The sequence below is a fragment of the Pseudoalteromonas sp. HL-AS2 genome, assembly GCF_031198805.1.
Taxonomy (GTDB): Bacteria; Pseudomonadota; Gammaproteobacteria; order Enterobacterales; family Alteromonadaceae; genus Pseudoalteromonas; species Pseudoalteromonas nigrifaciens.
Genome location: NZ_CP133571.1, coordinates 1,761,392 through 1,776,661, shown reverse-complemented (window position 1 = coordinate 1,776,661; position 15,270 = coordinate 1,761,392). Strand labels below are relative to the sequence as shown.

Annotated in this window: 14 protein-coding genes; 9 read left to right on the top strand and 5 right to left on the bottom strand. The window is 41.9% G+C overall.

Going from position 1 to position 15,270, the window contains the following annotated elements; genetic code table 11:
* Window positions 1-33: 33 nt before the first annotated feature.
* The 4 genes from infA to trxB form a co-directional block, all read right to left on the bottom strand.
* Window positions 34-252 (bottom strand): translation initiation factor IF-1, encoded by a 219-nt coding sequence (gene infA / locus RB215_RS08365; protein WP_002962494.1) that lies wholly within the window; start codon window positions 250-252, stop codon window positions 34-36.
* Window positions 253-342: 90 nt separating this feature from the next.
* Window positions 343-1,047 carry an arginyltransferase gene (locus RB215_RS08360; protein WP_041454455.1) on the bottom strand — a complete coding sequence of 235 codons (705 nt, stop codon included), beginning with the start codon at window positions 1,045-1,047 and terminating at the stop codon, window positions 343-345.
* Complete coding sequence (gene aat / locus RB215_RS08355; protein WP_011328398.1) at window positions 1,040-1,756, bottom strand: leucyl/phenylalanyl-tRNA--protein transferase; 717 nt, start codon at window positions 1,754-1,756, stop codon at window positions 1,040-1,042. Before aat ends, RB215_RS08360 begins: the two co-directional genes overlap by 8 nt.
* A gap of 97 nt (window positions 1,757-1,853) precedes the next feature.
* Window positions 1,854-2,804, bottom strand: a complete 951-nt coding sequence (gene trxB, locus RB215_RS08350; RefSeq protein ID WP_011328397.1) for a thioredoxin-disulfide reductase — start codon at window positions 2,802-2,804, stop codon at window positions 1,854-1,856.
* Window positions 2,805-3,092: 288 nt separating this feature from the next.
* On the opposite strand from trxB, the gene pssA reads away from it, so the two are divergent.
* Window positions 3,093-4,418, top strand: a complete 1,326-nt coding sequence (pssA, locus tag RB215_RS08345) for a CDP-diacylglycerol--serine O-phosphatidyltransferase (protein WP_011328396.1) — start codon at window positions 3,093-3,095, stop codon at window positions 4,416-4,418.
* A gap of 128 nt (window positions 4,419-4,546) precedes the next feature.
* Here pssA and ald read toward each other — a convergent pair whose 3' ends face one another.
* Window positions 4,547-5,668 (bottom strand): alanine dehydrogenase, encoded by a 1,122-nt coding sequence (gene ald, locus RB215_RS08340; RefSeq protein ID WP_011328395.1) that lies wholly within the window; start codon window positions 5,666-5,668, stop codon window positions 4,547-4,549.
* 137 nt (window positions 5,669-5,805) lie between these two features.
* Between ald and lrp the strand changes: the two genes are divergently transcribed.
* The 8 genes from lrp (at window position 5,806) to RB215_RS08295 (ending at window position 15,081) form a co-directional block, all read left to right on the top strand.
* Complete coding sequence (lrp, locus tag RB215_RS08335) at window positions 5,806-6,291, top strand: leucine-responsive transcriptional regulator Lrp (protein ID WP_309216197.1); 486 nt, start codon at window positions 5,806-5,808, stop codon at window positions 6,289-6,291.
* A 192-nt stretch (window positions 6,292-6,483) separates the two neighbouring features.
* Entirely contained in the window at window positions 6,484-8,970 is a 2,487-nt protein-coding gene (locus RB215_RS08330) for a DNA translocase FtsK (RefSeq protein ID WP_011328393.1), read from the top strand.
* On the top strand, window positions 8,970-9,596 hold the full coding sequence (gene lolA / locus RB215_RS08325; protein WP_089368369.1) for an outer membrane lipoprotein chaperone LolA: 627 nt from the start codon (window positions 8,970-8,972) through the stop codon (window positions 9,594-9,596). Before RB215_RS08330 ends, lolA begins: the two co-directional genes overlap by 1 nt.
* On the top strand, window positions 9,589-10,932 hold the full coding sequence (locus tag RB215_RS08320; RefSeq protein ID WP_309216196.1) for a replication-associated recombination protein A: 1,344 nt from the start codon (window positions 9,589-9,591) through the stop codon (window positions 10,930-10,932). The genes lolA and RB215_RS08320 overlap by 8 nt, the downstream gene beginning before the upstream one ends.
* On the top strand, window positions 10,925-11,305 hold the full coding sequence (gene crcB, locus RB215_RS08315) for a fluoride efflux transporter CrcB (protein ID WP_041454454.1): 381 nt from the start codon (window positions 10,925-10,927) through the stop codon (window positions 11,303-11,305). The genes RB215_RS08320 and crcB overlap by 8 nt, the downstream gene beginning before the upstream one ends.
* 8 nt (window positions 11,306-11,313) lie before the next feature.
* A complete protein-coding gene (gene serS, locus RB215_RS08310; RefSeq protein ID WP_058373536.1) occupies window positions 11,314-12,618 on the top strand; it encodes a serine--tRNA ligase in 1,305 nt (434 codons plus the stop codon).
* Window positions 12,619-13,108: 490 nt separating this feature from the next.
* On the top strand, window positions 13,109-14,350 hold the full coding sequence (locus tag RB215_RS08305; protein WP_182683456.1) for a hypothetical protein: 1,242 nt from the start codon (window positions 13,109-13,111) through the stop codon (window positions 14,348-14,350).
* A gap of 296 nt (window positions 14,351-14,646) precedes the next feature.
* On the top strand, window positions 14,647-15,081 hold the full coding sequence (locus RB215_RS08295) for a hypothetical protein (RefSeq protein WP_309216195.1): 435 nt from the start codon (window positions 14,647-14,649) through the stop codon (window positions 15,079-15,081).
* Window positions 15,082-15,270 lie beyond the last annotated feature (189 nt).

Genomic DNA, 15,270 nt, shown 5'->3' with positions numbered 1-15,270 from the left:
TAGCCAAAAACTAAATCTCGTTTACGCACTTACTTAGCGAGCACGGAATACGATACGACCTTTCGATAAATCGTAAGGAGTCATTTCTACCGTTACTTTATCGCCGGTTAAAATACGGATATAGTTTTTGCGCATTTTGCCTGAAATATGAGCCACAACTACGTGACCATTTTCTAGCTCAACTCGGAACATTGTATTTGGTAAAGTATCAAGGACTGTCCCTTGCATTTCGATTACGTCTTCTTTCGCCATGTTTAGCGTAACACCTCTTTAATAGTTAAACGCTGCAGATTCTGCCCAAAATACGCCAATAAGTAAAGGCGCAGCGGCTATTTTTGCAAATTAAATAGTCAACCACTGGTCTTTGACTTGTTTTTGCGCCGGTAAAAATTGCGTTTTGTAGTTCATTTTAGGACATTCGTCTATTTGGTAGCCCAAGTACACGTAGTGCTTATTTTGTGCTTTAGCAAATATTAGCTGCTGTAAAATCATCACAGTACCCAAACTATACTGCTCATAGTCGGGGTCAAAAAAAGTATAAATAGCTGAAATAGCCTTGTCCATACAATCAGTTACGGCAACCGCAACTAAATTGTCTTGATCCCAAAGTTCTATAAAAGTGATGTTTAACCAACTGCATAATAAAAAACTCTGAAACTGTGTTTTATCAGGAGGATACATACTACCGTCTTGATGGCGCAAACTAATATATTTACTGTACAGCGCGTAGTATTGCGGGCGCTCTTGGTTAGAATATTTAACTTCAAAGCGTGTTTTTGCTTTGTTTAGTTTACGTTTGTGCGATTTTGTCTCAATAAACTCTTGTGCTAATACACGTACAGAGCTACATGCGCTGCAAGTTGGACAGTGCGGGCGGTAAATTTGGTTACCGCTGCGACGAAAACCTAACGCCAGCAAAGACTCAAATTTATCGCTGCTGTAGCAACTTGGATCAAGAATGACCAATAACTGCTCTTGGCGGTTGGGTAAATAACTACAAGCAAACTCTTGGCTTAAACCAGCGCGTGCAGGAATATGTTCATTCATAAATAGCGTTAAGCTCCTGTGGTATCCACATAGCAGGGTCTACTTTATAATTTTGCGCTGCGTGTAGTTTAGCTAAAAATGCAGGGCGTGGGATCACTGTCGCCCCTAACGACATTAAATAGGGGTTTTCGAGCTGACAATCAATAAAATGCGCGTTATGGCGCTTAAGCCAATTAACCAACGCCCACATAGCCAGCTTAGAGCAGTTTGTTTGATGATGAAACATCGACTCGCCACAAAAAACACCATTTTGCATAATGCCATATAAGCCACCTGCAAGCTCTCCCTCGCGCCACACTTCTACACTATGAGCAATGCCTGCGTTATGGGCGTTAATGTACGCAGTGAGCATGTCAGAGGTTATCCACGTACCATCGGTATCAATGCGTTGCTCGCAGCATGCTTCAATCACTTCAATAAAGGCATTATTTATAGTAACGGTGACCGGGTGCTTTTTTAAATGCTTGCGCAGGCTTTTACTAATATGAAAATTATCGAGCTCTACAATGCCGCGCTCACTGGGCGACCACCACATTATTGGCTCGTCTTCGCTAAACCACGGAAATATACCATTATTATAAGCGTTACTTAGCCGCGCTAAACTTAAATCGCCACCAATAGCGAGTAAACCGTCGGGGGAGTCGAGAGCGCACTCTATAGGTGGAAATGCTATATCGGTATTACTTAGCTGGTACAGCTGCTTTTTCATACAATACTTCAATAAAAACGAATAACAAAAGTGTAACTATAATTTAGACATAAAAAAAGGCTGATTTATCAGCCTTTTTCACTAAACACTTAACAGCTTATAGATTATCTAAAAAGCGCTCAGCATCTAATGCTGCCATACAACCTGTTCCGGCAGAAGTAATTGCTTGGCGGTAAATATGATCCGACACATCACCAGCGGCAAATACGCCTGGTACGCTAGTTTGTGTAGCGTTGCCATTAAGGCCCGACTCAACAATTATATAGCCGTCTTTCATCTCTAGTTGGCCAACAAACATATCGGTATTTGGCTTATGGCCAATAGCAATAAATACGCCCGCTAGGTCTAACTCTTCGGTTGCATCAGAGTTTGCATCTTTAATACGCACACCGGTAACGCCCATTTGGTCACCTAATACTTCGTCAAGCGTACGGTTGTAATGCATTACCACATTACCGTTTGCTGCTTTTTCAGCTAGGCGGTCGGCTAATATTTTTTCACTACGGAAACTATCACGACGGTGAATTACATGCACTTCATCGGCAATGTTAGATAAGTAAAGCGCTTCTTCAACAGCTGTGTTACCGCCGCCAACAACCGCTACTTTTTGTCCTTTATAGAAAAAACCATCACAGGTCGCACACGCAGATACGCCACGGCCTTGAAAATTTGTTTCTGACTCTAAGCCTAGGTACTTAGCAGACGCGCCTGTTGCAATGATTAGTGCGTCACAGGTGTAAGTGCCTTGGTCGCCAGTTAAAGTGAAAGGGCGTTTAGACACGTCTACTTTATTTATGTGATCAAATATAATTTCAGTTTCAAAGCGCTCAGCATGCTCTTTCATACGATCCATTAACGCAGGACCAGTTAAGCCATGCGCATCGCCAGGCCAGTTTTCTACTTCGGTAGTGGTGGTTAATTGGCCACCTTGTTGCATACCAGTAATTAATACCGGGTTTAAATTTGCGCGGGCTGCGTAAACTGCGGCAGTGTAACCAGCGGGGCCTGAGCCTAAAATAAGTAACTTACAATGTTTTGCTTCAGTCATGGTTTTTTCCTAAACGTTTAATTCACTCTGTAATGCGCTCGATTCTAAGAAAAACAAGCAGGAAGTAAACAAAATCCGTGATTAATTTTTTTAACAAATTTTAAAGCTGTGCAATATTGTGTACTTAAAATGGAGTAATTTATGTCTAATAAGTAAAATTAGTTCAATAAACAGACTAATACGCAACAAAACTGCGTTAATTCATGACCGGTTTGATTTTTTTTGATATGTTTTACCTAATTTTGATTTGTCACTGAAAGATTATGTGACCTAAGTGAATAGGCAACTATGTTATTTTGGCAGGAAAAACCCGCATTTGGGTTGACTTCAAAAGACCTTAACGTCTTAACCAATGCGCAAGAGTACCGTACGCAATTGCTACGTTTAATTGCCAACGCAAAAAAACGAATTTATATAACCACGCTTTATTTACAAGATGATGAAGCCGGACGTGAAGTTTTAGAGGCACTGCACCAGGTGTCATTAGCTAACCCAGCGCTTGAAATAAAAGTGCTGGTAGATTTTCATCGCGCGCAACGTGGCCTTATTGGTGCCGAAAAATCTGAGGGGAATGCCAGTTTATATTGTGATTACCTCGAAAAGTTTCAATCGAACGTGCAGGTATACGGTGTACCAGTAAAAGCGAAAGAGTTATTTGGCGTATTGCATTTAAAAGGTTTTGTGATTGACGACACCTTGCTTTATAGCGGCGCGAGTATAAATAATGTGTATTTAGAGTATAACGACCGTTATCGCCTCGATCGTTACTTTTTAGTTACGCAAAACGCATTGTGCGATGCTGTAATAGACTTTATTGAAACAACATTACTTAGCTCAAATGCAGTGCCGCGTATTGATAGCCGCCCGCTGCCAAAGCTTAATGATTTTAGATTAGATCAAAAGCAATTAATGCGTGATTTAAAAACAGCAAGGTATAACAGCGCCGAGCTGCATAATACTCAGTCCTTAGGTATTCGTTTGTTTTTAGGATTAGGGCGACGCAATAACGAACTTAATCGTTTAATTAAAACCATGTTTGACGCCACCGAGCAAGAGCTAGTGTTGTACACGCCTTACTTTAATTTTCCGGCGCCATTAATGCGCTCATTACGCCGCTTATTAAAACAAGGTAAGCAAGTCACTATTGTAGTAGGCGATAAAACGGCTAACGACTTTTATGTACCGCCTAGCGAGCCATTTAGTAAAATAGGCGCGTTGCCGTATTTATACGAAACTATTTTGCATAAATTTGTTAAAACACAAAAACGCCATATTGATAACGGTAATTTAAACGTTTATTTATGGAAGCACGACAGTAATTCGTTTCATTTAAAAGGCATTTGTTCAGACAGAAAAGTACATTTACTCAGTGGTCATAACCTTAACCCGCGGGCGTGGGGACTGGATGTTGAAAATGGTATTTTAATTGAAGATCCACAACAAACAATAATGCAAGATATTGACAACGAAAAGCAAGAAATTCTGCAGCACTGTCGCCGTTTAACTGGCCCAGATGATTTAGAAACCATGGACGATTATCCGCAAGCGGTTAAAAAGTTACTTGGCCAAGCAAAACGTGTAAAAGTAGATTTTATAATTAAACGTTTTATATAAGTAACCTTATAAAATTTAAAATCTATACAACAAAAAAGCAGCTAATAGCTGCTTTTTTGTTTGCACTAATGTTTACTCTAAAGTTTAAAGCACTCAAGTAAATTAATGCTTGAGTGCTTTACGCTAAATTAAACGTTTTCTAGCGCAGTACGAGGATCAACATATTCCATGTTAAACGCTTGTGCTACTTCTTTGTAAGTTACTTGGCCTTTTATTACGTTTAAGCCTTTTAAGAAGTGAGCGTCGTCAAGCAATGCCTTTTTATAACCTTTGTTTGCAAGGTTAATAATAAACGGCAAGGTTGCATTGTTAAGTGCAAACGTAGAAGTACGTGGCACAGCGCCCGGCATATTAGCAACACAATAGTGAACAACGTCATCAACAATGAACGTAGGATCAGCATGGGTAGTTGCTTTAGAGGTGGCAATACAGCCACCTTGGTCAATGGCAACGTCAACAATTGCAGAGCCTGGTTTCATGGCTTTAATGTGCGCAGCAGTTACTAGTTTAGGTGCAGCTGCACCTGGAATAAGTACACCACCAATTACTAAATCGGCCTCTAGTACGTGTTTTTCAAGTGCGTCGGCAGTTGAGTAAATAGCGCGTACTTTGTTGCCAAACTGTGCGTCTAGTGCGCGTAATACGTCAATGTTACGATCAAGTATTACTACGTTTGCACCTAAACCAACCGCCATAAGTGCAGCGCTACGGCCAACCATACCGCCGCCAATAATAACTACTTTAGCTGGCTCAACGCCCGGTACGCCACCAAGTAACATACCACTGCCTTTATTTATTTTTTCAAGTGCTTGTGCGCCTGCTTGAATAGACATACGACCTGCTACTTCACTCATAGGTGCTAAAAGAGGAAGGCCACCGCGAGAGTCTGTGACTGTTTCGTATGCAATACAAATTGCTTTGCTTTTAACTAGGTCTTCAGTTTGTGGTAAGTCAGGGGCAAGGTGTAAGTAAGTGAAAAGAATTTGATCTTCGCGCAGCATGGCACGCTCAATCGCTTGTGGCTCTTTTACTTTAATTATCATCTCGGCTTTTGCGAATACATCAGCAGGTGTTGCTAAAATTTCAGCACCGGCTTGTACGTAATCGTCGTTAGTAAAGCCAATGCCCATACCCGCATCTGTTTCCACTAATACTTGGTGGCCGTGATTAACGAGCTCACGAACACTAGCAGGAACCATACCTACGCGGTATTCATGGTTTTTAATTTCTTTAGGTACACCTATAATCATAATTTTGCCTTGTTAGAACGGGATAAGTTTTTCACTATTATATTCATGAGTTGCTAGTGTGTCTTACCTTTTTTTTAACATATTATAGTGATAATATCTGTTTTTGGCTTTTAAACAGAATAATAAACTAGGTGAGTATGCATACACTATTAGATAGAATAGATCGAAAAATATTAGTGGAATTACAACAGGATGGGCGGTTATCTAATGTGGAACTGGCCCGACGAGTTGGCTTAAGTGCGACACCTTGTTTAGAGCGTGTAAAAAAGTTGGAGCGAGAAGGTTATATACTTGGTTACAAGGCTGTGGTTGATCCGGCTAAGCTTGGCCAAGGTTTATCGGTATACGTTGAGGTAACTATTACTAAAACATCGGCAGATGTATTTGACGAATTTAGTGCTGCAGTTAAAAAGCATAACGAAATAATAGAGTGCCATTTAGTATCGGGTAATTTTGACTTTTTACTTAAAACGCGGGTAAACGACATGTCAGAATATCGAGGAGTACTGGGCGATATACTCTTAAAGTTACCCAATGTTAGCGAAAGTCGTACTTATGTAGTAATGGAAGAAGTAAAAGGCGAGGAAGGCGTAATTATTCGCCCCCTATGTTGCTTAAGCTGATTTACAATATGTGTGTTATTTATAGGCTAATATAGTAATTTATAATTAGTTTCGCATAATATAAGTTTAAATTATAAAAACTTGTTCATAATCAGGCCATCAAGGTTAAGATAAAGTGCAACAAAATACATTTCCTGCTAAGGTATTCCACTGCTAAGTGAGTGTAAAAATAATAAAGAGGAATAGGGAATTATGCGCCTAAACGGTGTGCAAAGGCTATTAGAAACAGGGCTGATAATCAGCACTTTTACAGCAATATTTATTTTATGTGCCTTAATCAGCTTTGATCCGGCGGATGCTGCATGGTCGCAAACTAGCTTTAGCGAAGTAAAAAACATTACTGGCGCTGCGGGTGCATGGATTGCTGACATATTATTACTCACTTTTGGCTGGTTGGCTTATTTAGTACCGGCCGCAATTCAGATATTTGGTTATTTATTATTTAAACAACCGCACCGAATTTTACAACTCGACTACACCACCTTAGCATTGCGTGTTATTGGTTTTGCTTTATTTATTACCTCAGCTACCGCTATTAGCAGCATTAATTTTGATGATATTTATAACTTTTCATCAGGCGGGGTAGTGGGCGATGTGATTGAATCGGCAATGATGCCAGCATTTAACTTTACCGGTACTTCAATACTATTATTGTGCTTCTTTTTTGCCGGTTTAACATTATTAACGGGCGTATCGTGGGTTGATTTTGTTGATTATTTAGGTGATTTAATCGTACGTTTTTATCGTTACATAAGCAATTATGTAAAAGGCTGGCTAAACCGAGAGCGTTTAGCTGGTAATGATAATCAGCAAATAGACGCACAATTTGAACCAGACGCCAACGAGCAAGCCGATGAAACAAATACTAAAAAAGTAAATAAACAAAAATCAATTAACAAACCGCAAACGCCATTTAATGAGCCGCAAATTAGCGACGAATTTATGCCGTTTGACGAGCTAGATGATATTCTCGATCAAGAAATTGGCTTTAGCGCCATAGATGACGATCCAATGGATACAGAAGCTGCACTTAATGCACTTGATCAGAGCCCAGTAGTAGAGCCAGAAAAGCCTGTAACTACAGTAGTATCGCCAGCAAGGCCAATGAACAAGCCAAAAGCTGCGTATCAGCCGCCGCCAACAGCCAAAGAAAAATTTGAACAATTACTTAATCAAGAGCCGCCACTAGGGCCATTACCATCGCTTGATTTACTCGACAGACCCGACAAAGCTAAAAACCCTATTTCGCAAGAAGAGCTCGATACAGTATCGCGGCTAGTAGAGACAAAACTGCTCGACTTTAACGTACAAGCAAAGGTTGTAGCAGTATACCCAGGGCCAGTTGTAACGCGCTTTGAGCTAGATTTGGCACCCGGTATAAAGGTGTCTAAAATTACCGGTTTAGCAAAAGATTTAGCCCGTTCGCTTTCGGCAATTAGTGTACGTGTGGTTGAGGTTATTCCGGGTAAAACCTATGTAGGCATAGAGCTGCCTAACAAGTATCGCGAAATAGTGCGTTTATCAGAAGTAATAAACGCCCCTAAATTTGAGCAAAACCCATCGCCACTCACCATGGTCTTAGGTAAAGATATTGCCGGGGAGCCGGTATGTGCCGACCTTGGCAAAATGCCGCATTTACTGGTAGCCGGTACTACAGGCTCGGGTAAATCAGTGGGCGTTAATGTGATGATAGTAAGCTTACTGTACAAATCGGGGCCTGATGATGTACGAATGATCATGATTGACCCTAAAATGCTTGAACTTTCGGTATACGAAGGTATTCCGCATTTATTGTGTGAAGTAGTTACCGACATGAAAGAAGCCGCTAATGCACTGCGTTGGTGTGTAGGCGAAATGGAGCGTCGTTATAAGCTAATGTCGGCTTTGGGTGTACGTAACTTAAAAGGTTACAACCAAAAAGTGCTTGAAGCCAAAGAAGCGGGCTATCCAATAATGGACCCATTATTTAAAGACACCGATGGCATGAAAGATGGCCCAGATGAGCTTGGAAAACTACCTAGTATAGTGGTAGTAATTGACGAATTTGCCGACATGATGATGATTGTAGGTAAAAAGGTAGAAGAGCTAATTGCCCGTATTGCGCAAAAAGCACGTGCCGCAGGTATTCATTTAATACTGGCAACACAGCGCCCATCGGTAGACGTAATTACCGGTTTAATTAAAGCAAATATACCAACGCGTATGGCGTTTCAGGTATCGAGTAAAATAGATTCGCGCACTATACTTGACCAACAAGGTGCCGAAAATTTACTAGGTATGGGTGATATGTTGTATTTACCGCCAGGTACAAGTGTTCCTGAGCGTGTGCATGGCGCGTTTGTAGACGACCACGAAGTACACGCAGTAGTAAACGACTGGAAAGCCCGTGCTAAACCAAATTACATAGACGAAATACTTAATGGCGACGCGAACGAGGATATTTTATTACCGGGTGAAGCCAGCGAAAACGCAGATGAAGAAAACGATCCGCTATACGACGAAGCCGTGTCGTTTGTAATTGAAACCGGTAAAGTATCGGTGTCGTCTGTGCAACGTAAATTACGTGTTGGCTATAACCGCGCAGCACGCTTAGTAGAACAAATGGAAACATCGGGTATCGTGAGTTCAGCTGGCCACAATGGCGCTCGCGATGTATTAGTACCTAATGGAGCAAATTAATGAAAAAACTTAACACCTTGTTATTAGTACTTGGCAGCTTAGTTGCTACGCCAAGCTTTGCAGACGACAGCCAAGCATTACAAGATCAACTCGCAACGCTAAAAAGCTTTAAAGCGCAGTTCTCGCAAAAAGTAACAGACAAACAAGGCCAAGCAGTAATGCAAGGCGAGGGCACAATTGCCCTGCAACAACCTATGATGATCCGCTGGCAGCAAACCAATCCAGACGATACATTATTTGTATCAAATGGGGATAAAACATATTACTTCGACAGTTTTGCCGAGCAAGTAACTATTATGCAAACTAGCAGCCTTATAGATTCAACGCCGTTTGTGTTACTTACCTCAAAAGACCCAGCGCAGTGGGAAAAATACAGCGTACTGGCTACAAATAGCGGCTTTAGCGTAACGCCAAACAAAGGCGTAGAAAGCCAAGTAGAGCAGCTAGATATAACCTTTGCTGGTAACGAGCAAGGTTTGGCTAAATTAGTGGTAACCGATAATTCAGGGCAGTTATCGTCGTTTACTTTTAATGATGCACAAGTTAATACGCCGCTTGATAAAAGCACCTTTGAATTTACGCCTCCTGAAGGTGTTGAAATAGACGATCAGAGTAACGGTGAGTAACTTAGGATTTAACTTTGGGCCCGATGTGCGCCCACTCGCAGCGCGTATGCGCCCAACAACGCTTGATGAATACATTGGCCAGCAGCACTTACTCAGCGCTGATAAACCACTGCATCAGGCAATTGTTGCAGGGCGCTGCCATAGTTTAATATTGTGGGGCCCGCCGGGCGTAGGTAAAACAACGCTCGCGCAAATAATAGCTAATCATGCCGATGCTGCGCTTATTCAAATGTCGGCAGTTACTGCAGGCGTTAAAGACATTCGCGACAGCGTTACGCAGGCGCGCGAAAACCTACAAAGCCGTGGCCAACGCACCTTAATGTTTGTTGACGAAGTACACCGTTTTAATAAATCTCAGCAAGATGCATTTTTACCGCATATAGAAGACGGTACGTTTATATTTGTAGGTGCAACCACCGAAAACCCATCATTTGCACTTAACAACGCTATTTTGTCGCGGGCGCGGGTGTATGTTTTAAAATCGCTTGCCGATACCGACCTATACACAGTAATAGATCGTGCACTCAAACAAGACGAACAATTAAACCAAAAACACATAATAATTGCCGACAACGCAAAAAAAGCACTGTGCCAAGCAAGTGGTGGCGACGCGCGCAAAGTACTTAACTTACTTGAGCAAGCGGTTGATTTAACCACAGAGCAAAACGGCCAATACAAGGTAGACGAGCACGTACTTAGCCAAGTGCTGCCCACACATTTAGCTAAATACGACAAAGGCGGCGATGAATTTTACGATTTAATCTCAGCCTTTCATAAATCAGTACGTGGCAGCTCTCCCGATGGCGCGCTGTATTGGTATTGTCGTATTTTAGCCGGTGGTGGCGACCCTTTATATGTAGCTAGGCGCTTACTTGCCATTGCCACAGAAGACATAGGCAACGCTGATCCGCGCGCTATGGAAGTGGCGCTAAACGCATGGGATATTTTTCAGCGAGTTGGCCCAAGCGAGGGCGAACGCGCAATTGCCCAAGCCACACTTTATTTAGCCAGCGCACCTAAAAGTAATGCGGTGTATATGGCGTTTAATCAAGCCAAGGCCGATGCCCAAAACGAGCCAAGTTACCCCGTGCCCGAGCATTTACGTAATGCCCCAACCAACTTAATGAAAGACTTAGGGTATGGCGCTGAGTATCGTTATGCGCACAACGAAGAAGGCGCTTTTGCTGCCGGAGAGAAGTATTTACCACCAGAAATGCAAGGTAGGGAGTATTACTCACCGAGCGATCGTGGCCTTGAGCAAAAAATTAAGCAAAAGCTCGATTACCTAAAAGAGCGCGACGCGCAAAGCCCACTTAAACGATACGAAAATGATTAAACTTTATATGATGATCGCCCTTGGCGGAGCCTCAGGAGCGTGTTTACGGTTTTTTATTAGCGAAAGCATGCTAAAACTCCTCGGTAGGGGATTCCCTTTTGGCACGTTGGCGGTTAATATTCTGGGTTCATTGTTGATGGGCATTTTGTACGGTTTACTAGATAAAGATATAATCGCCGAAAGCCCTGCTAAAGCCCTGATCGGGGTTGGCTTTTTAGGTGCGTTAACCACCTTTTCAACATTTTCAATGGATTCGCTGTTGTTGTTACAACAAGGTCACTTTATTAAAATGGCCCTCAATATCATCTTAAACGTGATGGTGTGTATTTTTATGGCTTGGCTGGGCCTTCAGCTAGTAATGCAAAAAGGTTAAAAACTAACATGTTAGATTCTAAATTTTTACGTCAAGATATCGAACAAACGGCAGCACGCTTAGCGGCTCGCGGTTACGAACTCGATGTAGCGACGGTCACGGCACTTGAAGAAAAACGCAAAACATTACAAGTAAAAACGCAAGAACTTCAAAGTCAGCGTAATGCAAGCGCAAAAGCAATTGGCCAAGCTAAAGCCAAAGGCGAAGACGCTCAACCGCTACTAGATGCAGTTGCTAACTTAGGTAGCGAGCTAGACGCAGCAAAAGCGCAGCAAGATGTAGTATTAGCCGCAATTAACGACATTGCCTTAGCAATTCCAAACTTGCCAGACGAATCAGTACCTGCAGGTAAAGACGAAGACGACAACGTTGAAATACTAACGTGGGGCACACCTAAAAAGTTTGATTTTGACGTGAAAGATCACGTTGATGTAGGCCAAGACTTAAACGGCTTAGACTTTGAAATGGGCGTTAAAATTAGTGGCGCACGCTTTACTGTAATGCGCGGCCAAGTAGCGCGTATGCATCGTGCATTAACGCAATACATGCTAGACACCCACACAGACAAAAACGGTTACACAGAAATGTACGTACCGTACCTAGTAAATAGCGCAAGTCTATACGGCACTAGCCAATTACCTAAGTTTGCGGGCGATTTATTCCACACGCTAGGCCTTGTAAACGACGATGGCGAACAGCAATCAGGCTTTAGCTTAATCCCTACAGCAGAAGTACCACTTACTAACAGCGCCCGCGATGAAATTTACGACGAAAGCGATTTGCCAATTCGTTTAACTGCGCACACGCCATGTTTTAGAAGTGAAGCCGGCAGCTATGGTCGCGACACTCGCGGCTTAATTCGCCAGCACCAGTTTGATAAAGTAGAACTGGTACAGCTGGTAAAACCAGAAGACTCAATGGCAACGCTTGAAGAGTTAACAGGTCATGCGGAGCAAATACTACAAGAGCTTGAACTACCGTACCGTAAAGTAATTTTATGTATGGGTGATATGGGCTTTGGCTCAGCTAAAACCTACGACTTAGAAGTATGGTTACCAGCGCAAAACACCTACCGCGAAATTTCATCATGTTCAAATATGGTAGATTTTCAGGCACGTCGTATGCAAGCACGTTTTCGCCGCGAAGGGGCTAAAAAGCCAGAGTTACTACATACACTAAATGGCTCAGGTTTAGCCGTTGGCCGTACACTAGTAGCCATACTAGAAAACTACCAACAAGCCGATGGCTCAGTAGTAGTACCAGAAGTATTACGCCCATACATGGGTGGCCTTGAAGTGATTGGCAAGCAATAAAACGTAAACTTTAAGTCAGGTTTTAGGCTTGTGAGCTTAAAAAGAAAGCCGCTGTTTGTAATAAACAGCGGCTTTTTTATTGTAGGTTAAAAGCAAAAAGGTTCAGCTAATATGTAGGGCGTGCTTTAGCGCGTTACAGTTATTTGCCAAAGTTATGCGCTGTCCTTTTTATATGTTACGACTTTTTATCTGTTATGGAGTCAGGTGAATGAGCAGTGGCAACTGTATTGCCTTGTTCATAATATAGAAAAGCTGCAAAACACGATGCATTAAGAGGGGTAAGCCCTTTTAACCTCAATAAAGCCACTTAAACACCAGTAATACCTTCTAAAATGCCAATTAAAACAACATCAAACTCCCACTTTATATTCTGCATAAAATACAGTAATCGATTGAACCAAAATAGGAACTCAGCTATGGTTTATTAATCAATAAAAACAAATAAAAAACGAGTTAATCTACAGGCTCGTTATAAGCTACTGGAGCTGAGATGAGTCGATACGGGCATAATTATTTTGTAGCCTTTTATGAGTTAGATGGATTTGGCGTAATCGAAGGCAGGAAGGAACAAGCCCTTCAAGCTATAAAGGGCCAGGCTGACGATTACATTCTGAATGTAAACAAGACGGAATACCTTGATCATTTGGGTTCGGAGTTTTCAATGCAGCCATTGGAAATTCATCAAGAGCAACTATCGGTTTCTGTTGAAGAACGGATGATTCCTGCCAAACGACATCCCAGTTCATACTGGGTGGACAATGGAAAATCCTATCCAAAAGATGTGTACACCTTCCATCTGCCGTTTTCTGGGGATGCTCAGTTGCTCAAGGTTCGTGCAAGTACATACAGCATGTCATCTCCGCGTATTCAGACTGATGGTCGGGAAATTCAGTTTGAAATTATTAACTTTAACCAAGAAGCGGAAGCGATAAAGCGCGAGGCTGATAATGTTGTGGCGCAGTTAACGTCGCAAAACCAGAATCTTACGAACGATCTAGTAAGATTCAACGGGTCGTTGGAGTCACTGTTGAGCAAAGCATTCGATGCACGAAAAGAACAGTTGTTAAAGAAACATGACGTGATTTCGGCTTTGGGTATTCCTGTTCGAAAAGCTCACAGCACACCTTCTACGTTCTCAGTTCCAGCTAAACGAACCCCAGCCATACCAAGCAAGCCCAAGCCCGAAGTTACTGCCAAAGGCTATAAGCCGGAACCAACTCTTGATAACGCAATTTACTATCAGATTCTCAAAATTATCCACGATGTTGGCAAGCAATTTGAGCGGTTGCCGAGTACATACGCTGGAAAAGGTGAGGAACATCTTCGTGATCATATGCTTCTGATTTTAGAGCCAAATTTTGAGGGTTCTGCAACGGGCGAAACATTTAATAAGAAAGGTAAAACAGATATTTTGCTTCGTCACGAGGGCTCAAATGTGTTCGTGGCCGAATTGAAATATTGGCATGGGAAGAAAGGCTATCTCGAAACAATAACTCAGTTGCTTTCGTATCTCACTTGGAGGGATTCAAAGGCAGCAGTGGTTATGTTCATATCCAACAAGGAGTTCAGCCCCGTTCTCGAAACTATTCGTGAAGTTACTTCAGAACATCCGAATCATTTGGGATTTGTCAAAGAGGTGGAAGAAGGTTGGTATCAGTATCGGTTTCACATTAATGATGATTCAAATCGAGAAGTTCACATTGCTATCCAAGCATTCCACTTGCCGCGGTAAGGTTGCATATAACAACACGCCCTGAGGTGGACGACTAGTAAAATTTAGCTATTAATTGCAAATTTTAAAAGTGGTGAACCTCTGCGTTTTAATGCTGCTAAATACGTCGATTCATCGTAGGGTGCATTCGTTTTCCAACACCTAAATACAATCCTTATCTATTTAAATGTCAGTGGTCTAAAAGTAAAATAGGACAGGCACAAATTTTATATACAAGAACAAATAACAGCTGGCAAAGCATTATATTTATAGTTGAACAATAGCCACCAAGAATTGATTAAATAAGGGGTATTACAATGGATAAAATGTCAGTTAACATAACGTCTAAACCTTTAGAAACTTACCCGAAAAAACAAATTTTAAAGGTGGTGGCTGATGACGCTTCTGAAAAAGAGACAGTGCAAAAGGGAGTGGCTCAAGGCGTCCAAGTAGACATATCTGAAGAGGGGGCGGAAAAAAGTCTGGAAGATAAAAATCAAGCGGCGTTTCGCAAGTTATTAGGTAATGAAGATGTAGATCAAGCATCACAATCTGAAGGTGACCTCCTTGATGAACTAATTGCTGAAATACAAGAAAAGCTTGAAAAACTACTGCAGGAAACTGCATTGTTACGCAGTAAAGATGATGAAGAGTCGCAGGCAAAAGTGAAGGTGCTAGAAGGTGAAATTACCGGGCTTAACATTCAACTTATTGAATTATTAAAACAGAAATTAGAATCGGGTAAAAACTAGGTGTAAAGCTCCTGTAATTACCTTTAATACACTTTCCGGTTACTGCATAACGCGGTAAGTCGGGTTGTTTCTAGTAAACTCATCACTTTTGTCGGATGGCGTGGCTTCGCCACTTATCCGACTTACGTCAAAAGGTAGGTTGGTTAAGCCGAAGGCGCCACCCAACAGAGTTATTAAACCTATTAAAGC

Bases quoted from the DNA above. Each gene is read 5' to 3' on its own strand.
- serS (WP_058373536.1), top strand. From the start codon at position 11,314: ATGTTAGATTCTAAATTTTTACGTCAAGATATCGAACAAACGGCAGCA.
- lrp (WP_309216197.1), top strand. From the start codon at position 5,806: ATGCATACACTATTAGATAGAATAGATCGAAAAATATTAGTGGAATTA.
- crcB (WP_041454454.1), top strand. From the start codon at position 10,925: ATGATTAAACTTTATATGATGATCGCCCTTGGCGGAGCCTCAGGAGCG.
- aat (WP_011328398.1), bottom strand. From the start codon at position 1,756: ATGAAAAAGCAGCTGTACCAGCTAAGTAATACCGATATAGCATTTCCA.
- RB215_RS08330 (WP_011328393.1), top strand. From the start codon at position 6,484: ATGCGCCTAAACGGTGTGCAAAGGCTATTAGAAACAGGGCTGATAATC.
- RB215_RS08360 (WP_041454455.1), bottom strand. From the start codon at position 1,047: ATGAATGAACATATTCCTGCACGCGCTGGTTTAAGCCAAGAGTTTGCT.
- infA (WP_002962494.1), bottom strand. From the start codon at position 252: ATGGCGAAAGAAGACGTAATCGAAATGCAAGGGACAGTCCTTGATACT.
- RB215_RS08305 (WP_182683456.1), top strand. From the start codon at position 13,109: ATGAGTCGATACGGGCATAATTATTTTGTAGCCTTTTATGAGTTAGAT.
- lolA (WP_089368369.1), top strand. From the start codon at position 8,970: ATGAAAAAACTTAACACCTTGTTATTAGTACTTGGCAGCTTAGTTGCT.
- pssA (WP_011328396.1), top strand. From the start codon at position 3,093: ATGTTATTTTGGCAGGAAAAACCCGCATTTGGGTTGACTTCAAAAGAC.
- RB215_RS08295 (WP_309216195.1), top strand. From the start codon at position 14,647: ATGGATAAAATGTCAGTTAACATAACGTCTAAACCTTTAGAAACTTAC.
- ald (WP_011328395.1), bottom strand. From the start codon at position 5,668: ATGATTATAGGTGTACCTAAAGAAATTAAAAACCATGAATACCGCGTA.
- trxB (WP_011328397.1), bottom strand. From the start codon at position 2,804: ATGACTGAAGCAAAACATTGTAAGTTACTTATTTTAGGCTCAGGCCCC.